Genomic DNA, 21,061 nt, shown 5'->3' on the forward strand with positions numbered 1-21,061 from the left:
CCCGCGCGGCCGGGGGGGCCCCCCGCGGCGGGGGGTCCCCCGGGCCCCCCCCGGGGCCCCCCCCCCCCCGGGGGGGGGGCCCCCCCCGGCCCCCCCCCCCCCCCCCGGGCGCCACGTTTCTGCTGAGACGGGGAGCGGCTCAGTTCTCCTCGTGGGAGACCGCGCGACGCGCGTCCGCGTCCAGCACTCCCCAGCTGATCAGCTGCTCGGTGAGGACCGAGGGCGACTGGTCGTAGATGACGGCGAGTGTGCGCAGGTCGTCCTGGCGGATCGAGAGCACCTTGCCGTTGTAGTCGCCGCGCTGGGACTGGATCGTGGCCGCGTACCGCTGCAGCGGGCCGGCCTTCTCGGCGGGCACGTGGGCCAGCCGCTCCAGGTCCAGGACCAGCTTCGGCGGCGGCTCGGCGGCCCCGCCCGGCGTGGTGCCCGGCAGCAGCTCCTGCACCGGAACCCCGTAGAAGTCCGCCAGCTCGGCGAGGCGCTGCACGGTGACGGCGCGGTCGCCGCGCTCGTACGACCCGACCACGACCGCCTTCCAGCGTCCCTGGGACTTCTCCTCGACACCGTGGAGGGATAGGCCCTGCTGGGTGCGGATGGCCCGGAGCTTGGCCCCGAGCTGTTTGGCGTATTCGCTGGACATATAGCTCCCCGGACACTGTGTCGACGCGGCAACAGTGTTTCCGCGCCGCGCGGCTGGTAACTCACTGTGAGGTTACGCAGCGTTACACTTCCGCGTCAAGCCGAATGGTCCGCACCGGCACTTCCGCGGCAGCGGTGGCCGATTACTCCATAGGGGTGATCAGGGACGTCGTCCCGGCCTGCTACCGTGGATGGCGCAAATCCGACGTCCTTTAAGGTCCGTCCCGTGAGGCGGAGAAGGAGGTCCGTTTCTTATGGACACCCAGCAGTACGAGTCCGATGCCCGGCCGGTTCTCGAAGCCCCCGACATCGCGCGGGTCCTGACCCGCATCGCCCACGAGATCGTCGAGCGCGCCAAGGGCGCCGACGACGTGGTGCTCCTCGGCATCCCGACCCGGGGTGTCTTCCTCGCCCAGCGGCTCGCCGTCAAGCTGGAGGAGATCACCGACCGCAAGATCCCGGTCGGCTCCCTCGACATCACCATGTACCGCGACGATCTGCGCATGCACCCGCCGCGCGCGCTGGCCCGCACTGACATCCCCGGTGACGGGATCGACGGCCGCCTCGTCGTCCTCGTCGACGACGTGCTCTTCTCCGGCCGCACCATCCGCGCCGCCCTGGACGCCCTGAACGACATCGGGCGCCCCCGCGCCGTGCAGCTCGCGGTCCTGGTCGACAGAGGCCACCGCGAACTGCCCATCCGCGCCGACTACGTCGGCAAGAACCTCCCCACGTCGCTGCGGGAGACGGTCAAGGTCCAGCTCGCCGAGGAGGACGGTCGCGACACCGTGCTGCTCGGCGCCAAGCAGACCCCGTAGCGGGCCGAGGGGCGTACGCCGGCTCGGCGTGCCCCCGTCTGCCCGGAATCTCCCTCTTTCGCGAACTGCCCTACGGAGCCTGACAGATGCAGCGTCATCTCATCTCGGCCGCCGACCTCACCCGCGACGACGCCGTCCTGATCCTCGACACCGCCGAGGAGATGGCCAGGGTCGCCGACCGGCCGATCAAGAAACTGCCGACCCTGCGCGGCCGTACCGTCGTCAACCTCTTTTTCGAGGACTCCACGCGCACGCGTATCTCCTTCGAGGCCGCCGAGAAGCGCCTCTCCGCCGACGTGATCAACTTCACCGCCAAGGGGTCGAGCGTCTCCAAGGGTGAGTCCCTGAAGGACACCGCGCAGACCCTGGAGGCCATGGGCGTCGACGCGGTCGTCATCCGGCACGGCGCCTCCGGGGCGCCGTACCGGCTCGCCACCTCCGGGTGGATCGACGCGGCCGTCATCAACGCCGGTGACGGCACCCACCAGCACCCGACGCAGGCCCTGTTGGACGCGTTCACCATGCGCCGCCGCCTGGTCGGCCGGGACGCCGGGCTCGGGCAGGACCTGGCCGGCAAGCGGATCACCCTCGTCGGCGACATCCTGCACAGCCGCGTCGCCCGTTCGAACGTCGACCTGCTGCACACCCTCGGCGCCGAGGTCACCCTCGTCGCCCCGCCCACCCTGGTGCCGGTCGGCGTCGAGGCGTGGCCCTGCGAGGTCTCCTACGACCTCGACAGCACGCTCTCCAAGTCCGACGCGGTGATGCTGCTGCGCGTGCAGCGCGAGCGCATGAACGCGGCGTTCTTCCCGACCGAGCGCGAGTACTCGCGGCGCTACGGCCTCGACGGGGACCGCATGGCGAAGATGCCCGAGCACGCCATCGTGATGCACCCCGGGCCGATGGTCCGGGGCATGGAGATCACCGCCGAGGTCGCCGACTCGGACCGCTGCACCGTCGTCGAGCAGGTCGCAAACGGAGTGTCCATCCGGATGGCCGTGCTCTATCTGCTTCTGGGCGGCAACGAACCCGCCGTCAGCCACGCCCGCATCGAGGAGAAGTAAGTCACATGAGCAAGATCCTGATCCGTGGTGCGAAGATCCTCGGCGGCGAGCCGCAGGACGTGCTGATCGACGGTTCGCAGATCGCGGCCGTGGGCGTCGGTCTGAGTGCCGAAGGTGCCGACATCGTCGAGGCCGACGGCAAGGTGCTGCTGCCCGGTCTCGTCGACCTGCACACCCACCTCCGCGAGCCCGGCCGCGAGGACTCCGAGACCGTCCTGACCGGTACCCGTGCCGCCGCGAGCGGCGGTTACACGGCCGTGTTCGCCATGGCCAACACCTTCCCCGTCGCGGACACCGCCGGTGTCGTCGAGCAGGTCTACCGGCTCGGCCAGGAGCACGGCTACTGCGATGTGCAGCCCATCGGCGCCGTCACCGTCGGCCTGGAGGGCAAGAAGCTCGCCGAGCTGGGCGCCATGCACGAGTCGGCCGCGGGCGTCACCGTCTTCTCGGACGACGGCAAGTGCGTCGACGACGCGGTGATCATGCGCCGCGCCCTGGAGTACGTAAAGGCATTCGGGGGAGTCGTCGCCCAGCACGCGCAGGAGCCGCGCCTCACCGAGGGCGCCCAGATGAACGAGGGCGTCGTCTCGGCCGAACTCGGGCTCGGGGGCTGGCCGGCGGTGGCCGAAGAATCGATCATCGCCCGGGATGTCCTGCTCGCCGAGCACGTCGGCTCCCGCGTCCACATCTGCCACCTCTCGACCGCAGGGTCCGTCGAGATCGTCCGCTGGGCCAAGTCCCGGGGCATCGACGTCACCGCCGAGGTCACCCCGCACCACCTCCTCCTCACGGATGAGCTGGTGCGCTCCTACAACCCGGTCTACAAGGTCAACCCGCCGCTGCGCACCGAGCGCGATGTGCTGGCCCTCCGGGAGGCGCTCGCCGACGGCACGATCGACATCGTCGCCACCGACCACGCCCCGCACCCGCACGAGGACAAGGACTGCGAGTGGGCCGCCGCCGCCATGGGGATGGTCGGCCTGGAGACCGCGTTGTCAGTGGTGCAGGAGACCATGGTGGACACCGGGCTCCTCACCTGGGCCGGGGTCGCCGAGCGCATGTCCGCCAAGCCCGCCGAGATCGGGCGGGCGGTCGGGCACGGCCGTCCCGTCTCGGCTGGTGAGCCCGCCAACCTCACGCTCGTCGACACGGAATACCGTGGGTCGGTGGACCCCGCGGGCTTCGCTTCGCGCAGTCGCAACACCCCGTACGAGGGGCGTGAGCTGCCGGGCCGTGTGACGCACACCTGGCTCCGGGGCAAGGCCACGCTCGTCGACGGGAAGCTCACGTGACACCACTGCAACTGACCCACCTCGCGGCCGGGGAGAAGTCCGCCCCGGTGACCGACTGGGCGGCCCGTATCGGCTGGGTCGTCGGCCTGGCCCTGTTCATCGCGCTCCTCTACTGGCTGATGCGCGAGGGCTGGAAGTGGCGCGGCACGCTCCAGGGCGACCTGCCGGACCTTCCCACCGCGCCGACCGACCCCGGTCCGGCGAGACTGACGATGAGTGGCCGCTACCACGGCTCCACCACCGCCGGGCAGTGGCTCGACCGCATCGTGGCGCACGGCCTGGGCACCCGCAGCCGGGTCGAGCTGACCCTGACGGAGGCCGGCCTGGATGTCGTACGACCGGGAGCCACCGACTTCTTCATCCCGGCCGGGGCGCTGCGCGAGGCGCTGCTCGGCAAGGGCATCGCCGGGAAGGTCCTCAGCGAGGGCGGCCTGCTGATAGTGACGTGGGCGCACGGCGACCGGCTGATCGACTCCGGGTTCCGCTCGGACTACGCGGCGGAGCACACGGAGTGGGTCGACACCCTGAACAGCATGATCAACAAGAGTCTCGAAACGATCGACACGGAAGGCGCACGATGACCACCTCCATCCAGGGAGCAGCCTCGAAGAGGCAAAAGGCAGTTCCCGCCGTACTCGTCCTGGAGGACGGCCGGATCTTCCGCGGCCGTGCCTACGGGGCCGTGGGGGTGACCTTCGGCGAGGCCGTGTTCTCCACCGGCATGACCGGCTACCAGGAGACCCTGACCGACCCGTCGTACCACCGCCAAGTCGTCGTCATGACCGCCCCGCACGTGGGCAACACCGGCGTCAACGACGAGGACCCCGAGTCGGCCCGCATCTGGGTGGCCGGTTACGTGGTGCGCGACCCCGCGCGCGTGCCGTCCAACTGGCGCTCCCGCCGCTCCCTCGACGAGGAACTGCGCAACCAGGGTGTCGTCGGGATCTCCGGCATCGACACGCGCGCGTTGACCCGTCATCTGCGCGAGCGCGGCGCGATGCGCGTCGGCATCTTCTCCGGCAACGCGCTGCCCGACGACGGCACCATGCTCGCCGAGGTGCGCCAGGCCCCCGAGATGGCGGGCGCCGACCTGTCCGCGGAGGTCGCCACCAAGGAGACGTACATCGTCCCCGCGATCGGTGAGAAGAAGTACACCGTCGCCGCCGTCGACCTCGGCATCAAGGGCATGACCCCGCACCGCATGGCCGAGCGCGGCATCGAGGTGCACGTGCTGCCGGCCACGGCCACCGTTGAGGACGTCTACGCCGTCCAGCCCGACGGTGTGTTCTTCTCCAACGGCCCCGGCGACCCCGCCACCGCCGACCACCCGGTCGCCGTCATGCGGGCAGTCCTGGAGCGCGGCACCCCGCTCTTCGGGATCTGCTTCGGCAACCAGATCCTGGGCCGCGCACTCGGCTTCGGCACGTACAAGCTGAAGTACGGCCACCGGGGCATCAACCAGCCCGTGCAGGACCGTACGACGGGCAAGGTCGAGGTCACCGCGCACAACCACGGCTTCGCCGTCGACGCGCCCCTCGACAAGGTCTCCGACACGCCCTACGGCCGCGCCGAGGTCTCGCACGTCTGCCTGAACGACCAGGTCGTCGAGGGGCTGCGGCTGCTCGACCGGCCGGCGTTCAGCGTCCAGTACCACCCCGAAGCGGCGGCGGGCCCGCACGACGCCGCCTACCTGTTCGACCGCTTCACGTCTTTGATGGACACAGCTCTGATGGACACAGCTCTGATGGAGGGCCAGCGTGCCTAAGCGCTCCGATATCCAGTCCGTCCTGGTCATCGGCTCCGGCCCGATCGTCATCGGCCAGGCCGCCGAGTTCGACTACTCCGGCACCCAGGCGTGCCGCATCCTGCGCGCCGAGGGCCTCCGCGTCATCCTGGTCAACTCCAACCCGGCGACGATCATGACCGACCCGGAGATCGCCGACGCCACCTACGTCGAGCCGATCACCCCGGACTTCGTCGAGAAGATCATCGCCAAGGAGCGCCCGGATGCCCTGCTGCCCACCCTTGGTGGTCAGACGGCGCTCAACACCGCGATCTCGCTGCACGAGGCGGGCACCCTGGAGAAGTACGGCGTCGAGCTGATCGGCGCCAACGTCGAGGCCATCAACAAGGGCGAGGACCGCGACCTCTTCAAGGGCGTCGTCGAGGCCGTGCGCCAGAAGATCGGGCACGGCGAGTCCGCCCGCTCGGTGATCTGCCACTCCATGGACGACGTGATCGGGGGCGTCGAGACGCTCGGCGGCTACCCGGTCGTCGTCCGCCCCTCCTTCACCATGGGCGGCGCGGGCTCCGGCTTCGCGCACGACGAGGAGGAGCTGCGCCGCATCGCCGGCCAGGGCCTGACCCTCTCGCCGACCACCGAGGTGCTCCTGGAGGAGTCCATCCTCGGCTGGAAGGAGTACGAGCTGGAGCTGATGCGCGACAGGAACGACAACGTCGTGGTCGTCTGCTCCATCGAGAACTTCGACCCCATGGGCGTGCACACCGGCGACTCGATCACCGTCGCCCCGGCGATGACGCTGACCGACCGCGAGTACCAGACCCTCCGTGACATCGGCATCGCGATCATCCGCGAGGTCGGCGTCGACACCGGCGGCTGCAACATCCAGTTCGCGATCGACCCGGTCGACGGCCGGGTGATCGTCATCGAGATGAACCCGCGCGTGTCCCGCTCCTCGGCGCTCGCCTCCAAGGCGACCGGCTTCCCGATCGCCAAGATCGCCGCCAAGCTGGCCGTCGGCTACACCCTCGACGAGATCCCGAACGACATCACGCGCGAGACCCCGGCCTCCTTCGAGCCGACCCTCGACTACGTGGTCGTGAAGGCCCCGCGTTTCGCCTTCGAGAAGTTCCCGAGCGCCGACTCGACCCTCACCACCACCATGAAGTCGGTCGGCGAGGCCATGGCCATCGGCCGCAACTTCACCGAGGCCTTCCAGAAGGCGCTGCGCTCCCTGGAGAAGAAGGGCAGCCAGTTCACGTTCGTCGGCGAGCCCGGCGACAAGGCCCAGCTGCTGGAGGAGGCCGTACGGCCCACCGACGGCCGGATCAACACCGTCATGCAGGCCATCCGCGCGGGCGCCACCCAGGAGGAGGTCTTCGAGTACACGAAGATCGACCCCTGGTTCGTCGACCAGCTCTTCCTCATCAAGGAGATCGCGGACGAGCTGGCCGCCGCCGACAAGCTGGACCCGGAGCTGCTCGCCGAGGCCAAGCGGCACGGCTTCTCGGACCAGCAGATCGGCGAGATCCGCGGTCTGCGCGAGGACGTCGTCCGCGAGGTCCGGCACGCGCTCGGCATCCGCCCGGTCTACAAGACGGTCGACACCTGCGCCGCCGAGTTCGCCGCGAAGACCCCGTACTTCTACTCGTCCTACGACGAGGAGAACGAGGTCGCCCCGCGCGAGAAGCCCGCGGTCATCATCCTGGGGTCGGGCCCCAACCGCATCGGCCAGGGCATCGAGTTCGACTACTCCTGCGTGCACGCCTCCTTCGCGCTCAGCGACGCGGGCTACGAGACCGTGATGGTCAACTGCAACCCCGAGACCGTCTCCACGGACTACGACACCTCCGACCGCCTGTACTTCGAGCCGCTCACGCTCGAGGACGTGCTGGAGATCGTCCACGCGGAGTCCCTGGCCGGTCCGATCGCGGGCGTGATCGTGCAGCTCGGCGGCCAGACCCCGCTGGGCCTGGCGCAGGCACTGAAGGACAACGGCGTGCCGATCGTGGGCACGCCCCCCGAGGCGATCCACGCCGCCGAGGACCGCGGCGCCTTCGGCCAGGTCCTCGCGGAGGCGGGCCTCCCGGCCCCCAAGCACGGCACCGCGACCACTTTCGTGGGCGCCAAGGCCATCGCCGACGAGATCGGCTACCCGGTCCTCGTCCGCCCGTCCTACGTCCTCGGCGGACGCGGCATGGAGATCGTCTACGACGAGACCCGGCTGGCGTCCTACATCGCCGAGTCGACCGAGATCAGCCCGTCCCGGCCGGTCCTGGTCGACCGCTTCCTGGACGACGCCATCGAGATCGACGTCGACGCCCTCTACGACGGCCAGGAGCTCTACCTCGGCGGTGTCATGGAGCACATCGAGGAGGCCGGCATCCACTCCGGCGACTCGGCCTGTGCCCTGCCGCCGATCACCCTGGGCGGCTTCGACATCAAGCGCCTGCGGGCCTCGACGGAGGCCATCGCCAAGGGAGTCGGCGTCCGCGGACTGATCAACATCCAGTTCGCGATGGCCGGCGACATCCTCTACGTCCTGGAGGCCAACCCGCGCGCGTCCCGCACGGTCCCCTTCACCTCGAAGGCGACCGCCGTGCCGCTCGCGAAGGCCGCCGCCCGCATCTCGCTGGGCGCGACCGTCGCCGAACTGCGCGCCGAGGGGCTGCTCCCGGCCCACGGCGACGGCGGCGAACTCCCGCTGGACGCGCCGATCTCCGTCAAGGAGGCCGTCATGCCGTGGTCGCGCTTCCGCGACATCCACGGGCGTGGCGTCGATACCGTCCTCGGTCCGGAGATGCGCTCCACCGGCGAGGTCATGGGCATCGACTCCGTCTTCGGCACGGCGTACGCCAAGTCCCAGGCGGGCGCCTACGGCCCGCTGCCCACCAAGGGCCGCGCTTTCATCTCGGTCGCCAACCGCGACAAGCGCTCGATGATCTTCCCCGCACGCGAACTGGTCGCCCACGGCTTCGAGTTGCTCGCCACCTCCGGCACCGCCGAGGTCCTCAGGCGCAACGGCCTCAACGCGACGGTCGTCCGCAAGCAGTCCGAGGGCACCGGCCCGAACGGCGAGAAGACCATCGTCCAGCTCATCCACGACGGCGAGGTCGACCTCATCGTCAACACCCCGTACGGCACCGGAGGCCGCCTCGACGGCTACGAGATCCGTACGGCGGCTGTGGCGCGGTCCGTCCCGTGCCTGACCACGGTCCAGGCGCTCGCCGCCGCCGTCCAGGGCATCGACGCCCTCAACCACGGTGACGTGGGCGTGCGTTCACTCCAGGAACACGCCCAGCACCTGACCGCGGCCCGCGACTAGCAGCCAAGAGGGGGACACCGGAAACGGTGTCCCCCTCTTCATGAGGACACCATGTACAAGATCTTCTTCACTCTCGTCTTCAAGCACATGGACCCCGAGAAGGCCCACCACCTCGCCTTCCGCTGGATCCGGCTCGCCGTCCGCATCCCCGTACTGCGCACGTTCGTCGCCGCCGCCCTCGCCCCCCGGTTCGAGGAGTTGCGCACGGAGGCCTTCGGGCTACGGATGCACGGCCCGTTCGGGCTCGCCGCCGGCTTCGACAAGAACGCGGTCGCGATCGACGGCATGTCGATGCTCGGCTTCGACCACGTCGAGATCGGCACGGTCACGGGGGAGCCGCAGCCCGGCAACCCCAAGAAGCGGCTGTTCCGCCTGGTGCCGGACCGGGCGCTGATCAACCGCATGGGCTTCAACAACGAGGGCTCCGCGGCCGTGGCGGCCCGGCTGGCGGCCCGTGAGGCGGTCTTCCGGACCGTCGTGGGCGTCAACATCGGCAAGACCAAGGTCGTACCCGAGGAGGAGGCCGTCGGCGACTACGTGAAGTCGACCGAGCGACTCGCCCGGCACGCCGACTACTTGGTCGTCAATGTGTCGTCGCCCAACACGCCCGGGCTGCGCAACCTCCAGGCGACCGAGGCACTGCGCCCGCTGCTGACCGCCGTGCGCGAGGCCGCCGACCGCGCGGTGACCGACCGCCGCGTCCCGCTGCTCGTGAAGATCGCCCCGGACCTCGCCGACGAGGACGTGGACGCCGTCGCCGACCTCGCCGTGGAACTCGGCCTGGACGGCATCATCGCCACGAACACGACCATCGCGCGCGATGGACTCGGTCTGACCTCCGAACCGTCCCTCGTCAAGGAGACCGGCGGACTGTCCGGGGCGCCTCTGAAGGCTCGCTCCCTGGAGGTACTGCGCCGCCTCTACGCGCGCGTGGGCGACCGCATCACCCTCGTGGGCGTCGGCGGCATCGAGAACGCCGAGGACGCCTGGCAGCGCATCCTCGCCGGCGCCACCCTCGTGCAGGGCTACAGCGCCTTCGTCTACGAAGGTCCCTTCTGGGGCCGCGCCCTCCACAAGGGCCTCGCCGCACGTCTGCGCACGAGCCCCTACGCCACCCTCGCCGACGCGGTCGGCGCCGACGCAAGGAAGCCGGTATGAGCCCTCTCGAACCCTTCGGCGCACGTCTTCGCCACGCGATGGACGAGCGCGGTCCGCTCTGCGTCGGCATCGACCCCCATGCCTCGCTGCTCACCGAGTGGGGACTGAACGACGACGTCGCCGGGCTGGAGCGGTTCAGCCGCACGGTCGTCGAGGCGCTGGCCGACCGGGTCGCCGTCCTCAAGCCGCAGAGTGCCTTCTTCGAGCGCTTCGGCTCGCGCGGGATCGCCGTCCTGGAGAAGTCCGTCGAGGAGGCGCGGGCGGCCGGCGCGCTGGTCGTGATGGACGCCAAGCGCGGCGACATCGGCTCGACCATGGCCGCGTACGCCGAGTCCTTCCTCCGGAAGGACTCCCCGCTGTTCTCCGACGCGCTGACCGTCTCGCCCTATCTCGGCTACGGCTCGCTCGCCCCGGCGATCGCACTGGCCCGTGAGAGCGGCGCCGGGCTCTTCGTGCTCGCGCTGACCTCGAACCCGGAGGGCGGCGAGGTGCAGCACGCGGTCCGCGCGGACGGCCGGAACGTCGGAGCGACCATGCTGGCCCACCTCGCTGCCGAGAACGCGGGGGAGGAGCCCCTGGGGTCCTTCGGTGCCGTCGTCGGCGCCACCCTGGGCGACCTGTCGTCGTACGACCTCGCCGTCAACGGTCCGATCCTCGCGCCGGGCATCGGGGCTCAGGGGGCCACTCCGGCCGATCTTCCCGGGGTCTTCGGGTCGGTGCTGCGCAATGTCGTTCCGAACGTCAGCCGGGGTGTTCTACGTCACGGTCCCGACGTGGGAGCGCTCCAGGCGGCCTCGGATCGCTTCGCGGAGGAGATCCGCGTCGCCTTTGCGACCGTCTGAGGTGTTCGAACGGGTCGATCGAGTCCTCCGATGAGTGGCTCGACGGGCGGCTCCGGAGCGACTTGAGTCTGAATACATCCTCAAATCCGGGGCGTTATGTCGGAAATGTCCGGCCTGGCGCAGGCTGACCAGGACTTTTCCTCTGTTCTCGCTGACTCTGGCCTCCTTGGCCGCTAGTCTCCGAGCAGAGTCAACGGGCAAGCGTGTTGCTCGTAGCTCCCCAGGTGTGGGGCGACTAGGTTCCTCACCGGTCCGTATCCGACAGTTCGACATCCGAGGTGACGTAGGCGTGGCTCTTCCGCCCCTTACCCCTGAACAGCGCGCAGCCGCGCTCGAAAAGGCCGCCGCGGCTCGCCGGGAGCGGGCCGAGGTCAAGAATCGACTCAAGCACTCCGGCGCCTCCCTGCATGACGTGATCAAGCAGGGCCAGGAGAACGACGTCATCGGCAAGATGAAGGTCTCCGCGCTGCTTGAGTCCCTGCCGGGCGTGGGCAAGGTCCGCGCCAAGCAGATCATGGAGCGACTCGGCATCTCCGAGAGCCGCCGAGTGCGTGGCCTCGGCTCCAACCAGATCGCTTCCCTGGAGCGTGAGTTCGGCAGCACTGGTTCCTGAGTCCGGGTACTCCGGACCGGGAGTCCCGGGCACACCGGGATTGCTGGAATAATCACTGCATGGCTGCAACATTCCGGGGGACGACCCCCGAGCCCCCGGACGTACGTCCGCGGCTGACCGTGCTCTCCGGCCCCTCTGGGGTCGGCAAGAGCACGGTCGTCGCCCATATGCGCAAGGAACACCCCGAGGTGTGGCTCTCGGTGTCGGCGACGACCCGCAGGCCCCGCCCCGGCGAGAAGCACGGGGTCCACTACTTCTTCGTCTCCGACGAGGAGATGGACAAGCTGATCGCCAACGGCGAGCTGCTGGAGTGGGCCGAATTCGCCGGCAACCGCTACGGCACGCCGCGTGACGCCGTGCTCGAGCACCTGGAGTCCGGTGTGCCGGTCCTGCTGGAGATCGACCTCCAGGGTGCCCGTCAGGTCCGCGAGTCGATGTCCGAGGCCCACTCGGTGTTCCTGGCTCCTCCCTCCTGGGAGGAGCTGGTGCGCCGGCTCACCGGACGGGGCACCGAGCCGCCCGAGGTGATCGAGCGCCGCCTGGACGCGGCCAAGGTCGAGCTGGCGGCGGAGCCCGAGTTCGACGCGACCCTGGTCAACACCTCCGTCGAGGACGTAGCGCGCGAGCTGCTAGCCTTGATGGAAGTTGTGTGATCGTTTTTCCGATCTCATCCCATCTTTCGGAAGGCAGAGCGTGTCCTCTTCCATCACCGCTCCCGAGGGCATCATCAACCCTCCGATCGACGAGCTCCTCGAGGCCACCGACTCGAAGTACAGCCTCGTGATCTACGCCGCCAAGCGTGCCCGTCAGATCAACGCGTACTACTCGCAGCTCGGCGAGGGCCTGCTCGAGTACGTCGGTCCGCTCGTCGACACGCACGTCCACGAGAAGCCGCTCTCCATCGCCCTGCGCGAGATCAACGCGGGTCTGCTGACCTCCGAGGCCGTCGAGGGCCCCGCGACCTGAGACGCGGCAGCTTCATCCACAGGCTCAGCTTTGTCCACAGGCCCGGCAGCGACTGTCGGGCCTGTGGTGTGTCATGGAGTCGTACGGGTCGCACGAGTCGCATTCACGTTTCCGAACTCGGGGAGAGACGGTGGACAAGCCCAAGGTCGTTCTGGGAGTCAGTGGTGGCATCGCCGCGTACAAGGCGTGTGAACTGCTGCGCAGACTGACGGAGTCGGGCCACGACGTCCGTGTCGTCCCCACCGCGTCCGCCCTGCACTTCGTCGGCGCGGCCACCTGGTCCGCGCTCTCCGGGCACCCCGTCTCGACCGAGGTGTGGGACGACGTCCACGAGGTCCCGCACGTGCGCATCGGTCAGGGCGCCGACCTGGTGGTCGTGGCCCCCGCGACGGCGGACACGCTCGCGAAGGCGGCCCACGGCCTCGCCGACGACCTCCTCACCAACACCCTCCTCACCGCCCGCTGTCCGGTCGTCTTCGCGCCCGCCATGCACACCGAGATGTGGGAACACCCGGCCACCCAGGAGAACGTGGCGACGCTGCGCCGCCGGGGTGCCGTGGTGATCGAACCGGCCGTCGGCCGGCTGACCGGCGTCGACACCGGCAAGGGCCGCCTGCCCGACCCCGCCGAGATCTTCGAGGTCTGCCGCCGGGTGCTCGCGCGGGGCGTCACCGAACCCGACCTCAAGGGCCGGCACGTCGTCGTCAGCGCCGGCGGCACCCGCGAGCCCCTCGACCCGGTCCGCTTCCTCGGCAACCGCTCCTCCGGCAAGCAGGGCTACGCCCTGGCGCGCACCGCCGCCGCCCGGGGCGCCCGCGTCACACTGATCGCGGCGAACACGGGACTGCCGGACCCGGCCGGTGTGGACGTCGTCCCGGTCGGGACCGCCGTACAGCTGCGGGAGGCGGTGCTGAAGGCCGCCGCGGACGCGGACGCGGTCGTCATGGCCGCGGCGGTCGCGGACTTCCGCCCGGCCCAGTACGTGGCCGGGAAGATCAAGAAGAAGGGCGACAAGGAACCCGACCCCATCGTCCTGGTGCGAAATCCGGACATCCTCGCGGAGATCTCCGCCGACCGGGCCCGTCCCGGACAGGTCGTCGTCGGGTTCGCCGCCGAGACGGACGACGTCCTCGCCAACGGCCGCGAGAAGCTGGCACGCAAGGGGTGCGATCTGCTGGTGGTGAACGAGGTGGGGGAGCGCAAGACATTCGGTTCCGAGGAGAACGAGGCGGTCGTGCTGGGTGCCGACGGCAGTGAGACCGCCGTGCCCCACGGTCCGAAGGAAGCCCTGGCCGAGACGGTGTGGGACCTGGTGGCACACCGTCTGGCCTGATTTGTTTCAGCCATTTGTCAGTTCGCCGAAACCTCACATTGGTGCGTGGCGGCTCTGGCCAACGGCACTCGGCATTCGGCAAAATGCGCGTGCCGCAGGTCACAGCGGTTCCCGAGAGACGAGACAGGGGGACCGTCTGGCGACCGCGACCGATAAACTGTTCTCGGACGACGTCGGGCGCAGCTCCCGTCCCGTCCGCCAATGATCAGCCAGCAGCCGCTGCAACCTCAGGGAGCGTTGTGTCCCGTCGCCTTTTCACCTCGGAGTCCGTGACCGAAGGTCACCCCGACAAGATCGCTGACCAGATCAGCGACACCATTCTCGATGCGCTTCTGCGGGAGGACCCGACATCCCGGGTCGCCGTCGAGACGCTGATCACGACCGGCCTGGTGCACGTGGCCGGCGAGGTCACCACCAAGACCTACGCGCCCATCGCGCAGCTCGTCCGCGACAAGATCCTGGAGATCGGCTACGACTCCTCGAAGAAGGGCTTCGACGGCGCCTCCTGCGGCGTCTCGGTGTCCATCGGCGCGCAGTCCCCGGACATCGCGCAGGGCGTCGACACGGCGTACGAGAAGCGGGTCGAGGGTGCCGCCGCAGGTGAAGAAGGGGACGAGCTCGACAAGCAGGGCGCGGGCGACCAGGGCCTGATGTTCGGCTACGCGACGGACGAGACGCCGACGCTGATGCCGCTCCCGATCTTCCTGGCGCACCGCCTCGCCAAGCGCCTCTCCGAGGTCCGCAAGAACGGGACCATCCCGTACCTGCGCCCCGATGGCAAGACCCAGGTCACCATCGAGTACGACGGCGACAAGGCCGTCCGCCTCGACACGGTCGTCGTCTCCTCGCAGCACGCGTCGGACATCGACCTGGAGTCGCTGCTCGCCCCCGACATCCGCGAGTTCGTGGTCGAGGCCGAGCTGAAGGCGCTGGTCGAGGACGGCATCAAGCTCGACACCGACGGCTACCGCCTCCTGGTCAACCCGACCGGCCGCTTCGAGATCGGCGGCCCGATGGGCGACGCCGGTCTGACCGGCCGCAAGATCATCATCGACACGTACGGCGGCATGGCCCGCCACGGCGGCGGCGCCTTCTCCGGCAAGGACCCGTCCAAGGTGGACCGCTCCGCCGCCTACGCGATGCGCTGGGTCGCGAAGAACGTGGTGGCCGCGGGTCTCGCCTCGCGCTGCGAGGTCCAGGTCGCGTACGCGATCGGCAAGGCCGAGCCGGTGGGCCTGTTCGTCGAGACCTTCGGCACGGCCAAGGTCGACACGGACAAGATCGAGAAGGCGATCGACGAGGTCTTCGACCTCCGCCCGGCCGCCATCATCCGCGACCTCGACCTGCTCCGCCCGATCTACGCCCAGACCGCCGCGTACGGTCACTTCGGCCGTGAGATCCCCGACTTCACGTGGGAGCGCACAGACCGCGTGGACGCGCTGCGGAAGGCCGCGGGGCTGTAACCCGCGTTTGTCGTCGCGAGGCCCGGTTTCCCTTCGGGGGAGCCGGGCCTCGCCGTTTCGTCAGGGCGCGGGTTCGTCACCCGGGGACGGGGCCGAGTCGTCAGGCGGCTCCTGTGGGGCGTGGCCGAAGCGGCGCCTGATCTCGTCGACGGCATCGGTCTTGCCGTGCACCGACGCGAGGTTGATCAGACGTTCCGCGAACAGGTCGGCATCCGGATCGGCGACGGAGAAACCGAACCACTCCAGCAGCGAGTCGACGGACAGACCCTCGCCCGAGCCGTTGCCGGACGCCGTCGCGTCCCCGCTGTCGTACGGCTGCCGCCGGTCGGCCGATGCGCGGCAGTCCGGGACGCCGTCCGCGAAGACGGTCCTCGGCGGGGACACCAGGTGCTCGAACGGTGGCGCGACCGGCTCGTTCTTGGCCGCGGCGGAGAGCTGCGCGAGCAGACCGATCCGGTCGACCGCGCCCTCCACCTCCTTCTCGTTGCGGGAGAGCCACCACACCACGGCGCTGCCCGTGTCCTTGTCGAACAGCATCCGTGAGGCGTCCGCGAAGGTCTCGGTCCCCTCAAGGGAGAACGAGCACGGATCGTCCGTGTGCATGCTCAGCACCGAGGCGGCGCCGACGGTGATCAGCCCGCGGCGGGTCACGGGCTGGAACGAACTCGAACCGTCCTTGCGCAAGTGCATCAGCCACACCTCGTCGTCGTTTCCGGGGGCGGGCAGAGGTGGTTCGGAGGGCCGGACGGGCACGAGCCGGCTGAGCGCGCCGTCGGCACCCAGCTCGGTGTCGCACAGCCGGGCCAGTTCGGGCGTCGGGCGCTTGATTCCCCGTTCCACCTTGCTCAGTTGGCTCTTGCTGTAGTGCACGCGCTGTCCCAGTTGGTGCAGGGAGAGCCGGGCGGCGAGGCGCCTCCTGCGCAGTTCCGGCCCGAAGTCGTGCGACTGCTCCGGCACTTCGACCTCCGTCGCTCCTCGGCCGTCAGCCGATGAGCGCCGCGATTCAGCGTGGGGCAGCCGGCTGGGCCGAACAAGGCGAAACGGGCGTTTCCCGTTTCCTCATCCGGAGCGAAGCCGAGGTGAACTGCCTTGTCGAGTAAGCGGTTTCGGCCAGGGGCGGTCGCAAGTCGGCGGCTGCCGGGCCCTGTTCGGGCGAGTCAGCGGCGGACGCGGCGGCGCGACACGAGGCGCGCCGCCGCTGTGATGGCCGCGATCACCGCCGTCGAGTGCGCGTAGGCGCGGGTGTCGCTGGTGACGGTCGCCTGGAAGCCGTGCAGGGCCCAGTGGCCCGGGGTGGCGGGGGCGACCGCGGAGAGCCAGTGGGGGAGGACGGCGAGGGGGACCAGGAAGCCGCTGAGGCAGGTGATCGTGAGGGCGCCGATGTCGGAGGCGGCGGCCAACTGGCCCTGACTGCGGGCGTGTACGCCGAGGGCGAGGCCGCAGGAGGTGAGGCAGGCCGCCCACAGGAGGGCCGGCACGGGTACGCGCCAGGTGCCGGCGCCGAGGGGGAAGGATCCCGCGGGCCCAGCGGCTGCTGTCCACCTTCATGCTCGGGTTCGCGGCCTCCGAGGCCGGGGGACGGTTCCGCGACAGCGACCCGGACGAGGACATGGCCGTCGCGGAACAGCTCGTCGTCCGGCTCCGCGCCGAGGGCTGGACGACCGTGCGTACGGCGGTCGGCGGCCGTTGTCAGTCGCGTTTGGTAAGAATGCAGGCGTGAGCAGCGAGAACGGGGAACGGGGCGGCGGCGCGGAGGGTGCGCCGCCCGAGCAGCTTGCGCTGATCCGGGAGAGCGTGCGGCAGGCGAAGGTGCCGAAGGCCAAGCCGCGCACGTGGCGGGGGGCCGCGCTGGCCGGGGAGTTGCCCGTCGCGCGGGTGCTGGTCGACAAAGGCGTGCTGCATCTCGACCGGTACTTCGACTACGCCGTGCCCGAGGAACTCGACGCCGACGCGCAGCCCGGGGTGCGGGTGCGGGTGCGGTTCGGGGCCGGGCGGCACCGGGTGCGGGACGGGCGGCGCGAGGGCGGGGGGCTGATCGACGGGTTCCTGATCGAGCGGCTGGCCGAGTCGGACTACTCCGGGCCGCTCGCCGCGCTGGCCCAGGTCGTGTCGCCGGAACCGGTGCTGAGCGCGGAACTGCTCGGGCTGGCCCGGGCCGTCGCCGACCGGTATGCCGGAAGCCTCGCCGATGTGCTGCAACTGGCCGTGCCGCCGCGCAGCGCGCGCGCCGAGCAGAAGCCGTCGCCCGCGCCGCTGCCGCCGCCAGGGGTGCCGGATGTGGGGTCCTGGGCGCGCTATGAACGCGGGGCCGGGTTCCTGGAGGCGCTGGCTTCGGGGGGCGCGCCGCGCGCGGTGTGGAACGCGCTGCCGGGACCCGAGTGGAGCGAGGAGATCGCGCGGGCCGTCGCCGCGACGCTCGCCTCCGGGCGCGGGGCGCTCGTCGTCGTACCGGACGGGCGGGCCGCCGGGCGGGTCGACGCCGCGTTGACGGCGCTGCTGGGTGAGGGGCGGCATGCGCTGCTCACCGCCGACGCCGGGCCCGAGAAGCGGTACCGGCAGTGGCTGGCCGTGCGGCGGGGGTCCGTGCGCGCGGTGGTCGGGACGCGGGCCGCGATGTTCGCGCCCGTTCAGGACCTCGGGCTCGTCGTGATCTGGGACGACGGGGACGACAGCCACAGCGAGCAGCACGCGCCGCAGCCGCATGCGCGGGAGGTGCTGCTGCTGCGGGCCGCGCTGGACAAGTGCGGTTTCCTGCTGGGGAGTTGGAGCTGCACGGTGGAGGCCGCGCAGCTTGTGGAGAGCGGTTGGGCGCGGCCGTTGGTCGCTTCGCGCGAGCAGGTGCGGGGGGCCGCTCCGCTCGTACGGACCGTGGGGGACGGGGACTTGGCGCGGGACGAGGCCGCTCGGGCCGCGCGGTTGCCGACGCTGGCCTGGCAGGCCGTGCGGGAGGGGCTGAAGCACGGGCCTGTGCTCGTGCAGGTGCCTCGGCGGGGGTATGTGCCGCGGATGGCCTGTGCCCAGTGCCGGGCCGCCGCGCGGTGTCGGCACTGTGCGGGGCCCTTGGAGGGGCAGGACGCGGGGGTGTTGCGGTGTGGGTGGTGCGGGGTCGAGGAGGCCGCTTGGCACTGTCCCGAGTGCGGTGGGTTTCGGTTGCGGGCTCAGGTGGTGGGGGCGCGGCGGACGGCTGAGGAACTCGGGCGGGCGTTTCCTGCGGTGCCGGTGCGGACGTCCGGGCGGGAGCAGGTGCTCGACACGGTGCCGGGGACCCCTGCGTTGGTCGTGAGTACGCCGGGGGCCGAGCCTGTTGCCGACGGTGGGTATGCGGCGGCGTTGCTGCTGGACGGGTGGGCGATGCTCGGGCGGCCCGATCTGCGGGCCGGGGAGGACGCGTTGCGGCGGTGGATCGCGGCGAGTTCGTTGGTGCGGCCGCAGGGGGGTGGGGGGACCGTGGTCGTGGTCGCGGAACCCACCTTGCGGCCTGTGCAGGCGTTGGTGCGGTGGGATCCCGTGGGGCATGCGGTGCGGGAGCTGGCGGAGCGGGCGGAGTTGGGGTTTCCGCCGGTGTCCCGGATGGCTGCGGTTGCCGGGGCGGCGGAGGCGGTCGCGGAGTTTCTCGCCGCCGTTGAACTGCCTTCTGACGCCGAGGTGTTGGGGCCTGTGCCGGTGCCTGCTGCTTTGGTGGGGGGGCCTCGGCGGGTGGGGGGGCCGCCGGTGGGGGAGCGGTGGGAGCGGGCGTTGATTCGGGTGCGGCCGGGGAGTGGGAGTGCGTTGGCTGCCGCGTTGAAGGCTGCGCAGGCTGCTCGGATGGCTCGGGGTGGGGGGGATGTGGTGCGGGTGCGTGTCGATCCGCCGGACATCGGGTGAGGCCTCGGCCTTCGGCCTCGGCTCGTCTCCCACCCGCGCACCGCGCGTCAACGTCCGTTGAGAAGTGGACCTTTGCCGTCGGGATTCCCGCCGTTGGCGGCGGCCGGCGGTGAGTGGTTCGGACATACAGCTGCCTCCCGGTCGTCGTCCGGGAGGCAGACAAGGTTCGGTTCGGTTGTGGGGTCAGCCGTTGCGCGGGCCAGGGAAAGCCGTGGGCCTGGCCTCGTCGCGGAGGGTGGGGCTGCCTGCTGTGGGCTGGGTCGGCATGGAGCGGGCCGCCGGGACCGTCGGCAGGGCGGGCATCGTGGGGAGGCCCGTGTTCACGGTGACCGGGCGGGAGGTCGCCGCCTCGGTCGTGCGCTCGGCGTCGGCCGCGGCCTGGGTCGCGGCGCGGCGCGCGCCGTAGCGGCGGTGGACGGCCTGCTTGGTGACCCCGAGGGCCGAGCCCACCGCGTCCCACGAGAAACCGAGTGAGCGGTCGAAGTCCACGGCGGCCGTGACCAGGGTCTCGACACTGTCCCGCAGTTCCTGCGCGAGGCGGACCGTCGGGGCGGGAGCGCGTCCGTAGACGACGAAGCCCGTGGACGGGCCGGAGCGGCGCGGGCGGTAGACGTTGCCCAGCTGGGCGGTGAGCGTGCGCAGTGCGTCCACCTGCCGGCGGACCCGCTCGATGTCCCGCACCAGCAAGTGCAGGCTGGCCCGAGCCTGGGCGTCGTGGGTTGCGTGGTCGGCCATGAACAAGCCTCTCGAACCGGCGTTGAAAAGGATCGGGCCGCGCGAATGCGGCCCATAGTGGTCAACTCTTTCTTGACCAACGCGTGCGCGCTCCGCTGGTCACGCGAAGGGGGCGTAAGGGCATATGCGTACGCCCCCGGTGAACCGGTGTGCGCTGACGGCGTCGGCGAGTTGACGGACACGACCTGGTGCCGGGACGCGCCATAGACTGGTGCGCTGCCCGTCCACCTCCGCCCGAGAGGCCCGAACCCTCCCATGAAGCTCGTCTTCGCCGGTACCCCCGAGGTCGCCGTTCCCGCCCTGGACGCCCTGATCGCCTCCGGGCGGCACGAGGTGGCCGCCGTCGTCACGCGGCCCGACGCGCCGGCCGGGCGTGGGCGCAGGCTGGTGGCGAGTCCCGTCGCCGAGCGGGCCGAGGAGGCGGGCATCGAGGTGCTGAAGCCCGTCAAACCGCGCGACCCGGAGTTCCTGGAGCGGCTGCGGGAGATCGCACCCGACTGCTGTCCCGTCGTCGCCTACGGCGCCCTGCTGCCGCGCGTCGCTCTCGACATCCCCGCCCACGGCTGGGTCAACCTGCACTTCTCGCTGCTCCCCGCCTGGCGCGGCGCAGCCCCCGTGCAGCACTCCGTCATGTCCGGTGACGAGATCACCGGCGCCTCCACCTTCCTCATCGAGGAAGGACTCGACTCCGGGCCCGTCTACGGCACCGTCACCGAGGAGATCCGCCCCACCGACACCAGCGGCGACCTGCTCACCCGGCTCGCGTTCGCCGGCTCGGGCCTGCTCGCCGCGACCATGGACGGCATCGAGGACGGCACCCTGAAGGCCGTACCGCAGCCGAACGACGGCATCACCCTCGCCCCGAAGATCAACGTCGAGGACGCGGAGGTGACGTGGGCGGCTCCCGCTCTGCGCGTGGACCGGGTGGTGCGTGGGTGCACGCCCGCGCCCGGGGCCTGGACCGTCTTCCGGGGCGAGCGGCTCAAGCTCATTCACGTCGTGCCCGTGCCGGAGCGGACCGACCTCGCGCCCGGGGAGCTGTCCGTCGGCAAGAACAACGTGTACGTGGGCACCGGTTCGTACGCCGTCGAGCTGCTGTGGGTGCAGGCGCAGGGCAAGAAGCCGATGCGGGCGGCGGACTGGGCGCGCGGGGCACGGATCGGTGCCGGGGAGACCGTAGGGGCCCTCGGGACTCCCGGGGCGTGACG

At 70.7% G+C, this 21,061-nt stretch carries 20 protein-coding genes; 16 read left to right on the forward strand and 4 right to left on the reverse strand.

Annotated features, from left to right (window positions below):
• Positions 1 to 139: 139 nt before the first annotated feature.
• A complete protein-coding gene (gene bldD, locus ACIQBL_RS41860; protein ID WP_019059743.1) occupies positions 140 to 640 on the reverse strand; it encodes a transcriptional regulator BldD in 501 nt (166 codons plus the stop codon).
• 253 nt (positions 641 to 893) lie between these two features.
• On the opposite strand from bldD, the gene pyrR reads away from it, so the two are divergent.
• From pyrR to metK, 13 genes are all read left to right on the forward strand, one after another.
• Positions 894 to 1,457 carry a bifunctional pyr operon transcriptional regulator/uracil phosphoribosyltransferase PyrR gene (gene pyrR, locus ACIQBL_RS41865; RefSeq protein WP_019066396.1) on the forward strand — a complete coding sequence of 188 codons (564 nt, stop codon included), beginning with the start codon at positions 894 to 896 and terminating at the stop codon, positions 1,455 to 1,457.
• Between the two features lie 86 nt (positions 1,458 to 1,543).
• Positions 1,544 to 2,521: an aspartate carbamoyltransferase catalytic subunit gene (locus ACIQBL_RS41870; protein ID WP_043683948.1), complete on the forward strand. Its 978-nt coding sequence runs from the start codon at positions 1,544 to 1,546 to the stop codon at positions 2,519 to 2,521.
• Between the two features lie 5 nt (positions 2,522 to 2,526).
• Positions 2,527 to 3,813, forward strand: coding sequence for a dihydroorotase (locus ACIQBL_RS41875; RefSeq protein WP_401952450.1), 1,287 nt, complete (start codon positions 2,527 to 2,529; stop codon positions 3,811 to 3,813).
• Complete coding sequence (locus ACIQBL_RS41880) at positions 3,810 to 4,394, forward strand: hypothetical protein (protein ID WP_401952452.1); 585 nt, start codon at positions 3,810 to 3,812, stop codon at positions 4,392 to 4,394. Before ACIQBL_RS41875 ends, ACIQBL_RS41880 begins: the two co-directional genes overlap by 4 nt.
• Positions 4,391 to 5,578, forward strand: coding sequence for a glutamine-hydrolyzing carbamoyl-phosphate synthase small subunit (gene carA / locus ACIQBL_RS41885; RefSeq protein WP_401952455.1), 1,188 nt, complete (start codon positions 4,391 to 4,393; stop codon positions 5,576 to 5,578). The genes ACIQBL_RS41880 and carA overlap by 4 nt, the downstream gene beginning before the upstream one ends.
• On the forward strand, positions 5,571 to 8,879 hold the full coding sequence (gene carB / locus ACIQBL_RS41890) for a carbamoyl-phosphate synthase large subunit (protein WP_401952458.1): 3,309 nt from the start codon (positions 5,571 to 5,573) through the stop codon (positions 8,877 to 8,879). Before carA ends, carB begins: the two co-directional genes overlap by 8 nt.
• A gap of 51 nt (positions 8,880 to 8,930) precedes the next feature.
• On the forward strand, positions 8,931 to 10,037 hold the full coding sequence (locus ACIQBL_RS41895) for a quinone-dependent dihydroorotate dehydrogenase (RefSeq protein WP_401952460.1): 1,107 nt from the start codon (positions 8,931 to 8,933) through the stop codon (positions 10,035 to 10,037).
• Positions 10,034 to 10,879, forward strand: coding sequence for an orotidine-5'-phosphate decarboxylase (gene pyrF / locus ACIQBL_RS41900; protein WP_401952463.1), 846 nt, complete (start codon positions 10,034 to 10,036; stop codon positions 10,877 to 10,879). The genes ACIQBL_RS41895 and pyrF overlap by 4 nt, the downstream gene beginning before the upstream one ends.
• A gap of 289 nt (positions 10,880 to 11,168) precedes the next feature.
• Positions 11,169 to 11,492: an integration host factor gene (locus tag ACIQBL_RS41905; protein WP_019059734.1), complete on the forward strand. Its 324-nt coding sequence runs from the start codon at positions 11,169 to 11,171 to the stop codon at positions 11,490 to 11,492.
• Between the two features lie 59 nt (positions 11,493 to 11,551).
• On the forward strand, positions 11,552 to 12,145 hold the full coding sequence (gmk, locus tag ACIQBL_RS41910; protein WP_078651760.1) for a guanylate kinase: 594 nt from the start codon (positions 11,552 to 11,554) through the stop codon (positions 12,143 to 12,145).
• Positions 12,146 to 12,185: 40 nt separating this feature from the next.
• Complete coding sequence (rpoZ, locus tag ACIQBL_RS41915; protein ID WP_019059732.1) at positions 12,186 to 12,458, forward strand: DNA-directed RNA polymerase subunit omega; 273 nt, start codon at positions 12,186 to 12,188, stop codon at positions 12,456 to 12,458.
• 130 nt (positions 12,459 to 12,588) lie between these two features.
• Positions 12,589 to 13,791, forward strand: coding sequence for a bifunctional phosphopantothenoylcysteine decarboxylase/phosphopantothenate--cysteine ligase CoaBC (gene coaBC / locus ACIQBL_RS41920; protein WP_401952468.1), 1,203 nt, complete (start codon positions 12,589 to 12,591; stop codon positions 13,789 to 13,791).
• Positions 13,792 to 14,030: 239 nt separating this feature from the next.
• Positions 14,031 to 15,254, forward strand: a complete 1,224-nt coding sequence (gene metK, locus ACIQBL_RS41925) for a methionine adenosyltransferase (RefSeq protein ID WP_401952471.1) — start codon at positions 14,031 to 14,033, stop codon at positions 15,252 to 15,254.
• A 60-nt stretch (positions 15,255 to 15,314) separates the two neighbouring features.
• Here the strand turns inward: metK and ACIQBL_RS41930 are convergent, their stop codons facing one another.
• Complete coding sequence (locus ACIQBL_RS41930; protein WP_401952473.1) at positions 15,315 to 16,211, reverse strand: helix-turn-helix domain-containing protein; 897 nt, start codon at positions 16,209 to 16,211, stop codon at positions 15,315 to 15,317.
• Positions 16,212 to 16,411: 200 nt separating this feature from the next.
• Positions 16,412 to 16,732 carry an ABC transporter permease gene (locus ACIQBL_RS41935; RefSeq protein ID WP_401952476.1) on the reverse strand — a complete coding sequence of 107 codons (321 nt, stop codon included), beginning with the start codon at positions 16,730 to 16,732 and terminating at the stop codon, positions 16,412 to 16,414.
• Between the two features lie 68 nt (positions 16,733 to 16,800).
• Between ACIQBL_RS41935 and ACIQBL_RS41940 the strand changes: the two genes are divergently transcribed.
• Together ACIQBL_RS41940 and ACIQBL_RS41945 are read left to right on the forward strand one after the other, a co-directional pair.
• Positions 16,801 to 16,974: a hypothetical protein gene (locus ACIQBL_RS41940; protein WP_401952479.1), complete on the forward strand. Its 174-nt coding sequence runs from the start codon at positions 16,801 to 16,803 to the stop codon at positions 16,972 to 16,974.
• Positions 16,971 to 19,118, forward strand: a complete 2,148-nt coding sequence (locus ACIQBL_RS41945) for a primosomal protein N' (protein ID WP_401952482.1) — start codon at positions 16,971 to 16,973, stop codon at positions 19,116 to 19,118. Before ACIQBL_RS41940 ends, ACIQBL_RS41945 begins: the two co-directional genes overlap by 4 nt.
• 183 nt (positions 19,119 to 19,301) lie before the next feature.
• Here ACIQBL_RS41945 and ACIQBL_RS41950 read toward each other — a convergent pair whose 3' ends face one another.
• Positions 19,302 to 19,853, reverse strand: a complete 552-nt coding sequence (locus ACIQBL_RS41950; protein WP_401952484.1) for a hypothetical protein — start codon at positions 19,851 to 19,853, stop codon at positions 19,302 to 19,304.
• A gap of 255 nt (positions 19,854 to 20,108) precedes the next feature.
• Here ACIQBL_RS41950 and fmt point away from each other — a divergent pair, with 255 nt between their 5' ends.
• A complete protein-coding gene (gene fmt / locus ACIQBL_RS41955; RefSeq protein ID WP_401952487.1) occupies positions 20,109 to 21,059 on the forward strand; it encodes a methionyl-tRNA formyltransferase in 951 nt (316 codons plus the stop codon).
• Positions 21,060 to 21,061 lie beyond the last annotated feature (2 nt).

Origin of the sequence: Streptomyces sp. NPDC088350, from assembly GCF_044753545.1 — a bacterium.
In the GTDB taxonomy this organism is placed as follows: Bacteria; Actinomycetota; Actinomycetes; order Streptomycetales; family Streptomycetaceae; genus Streptomyces.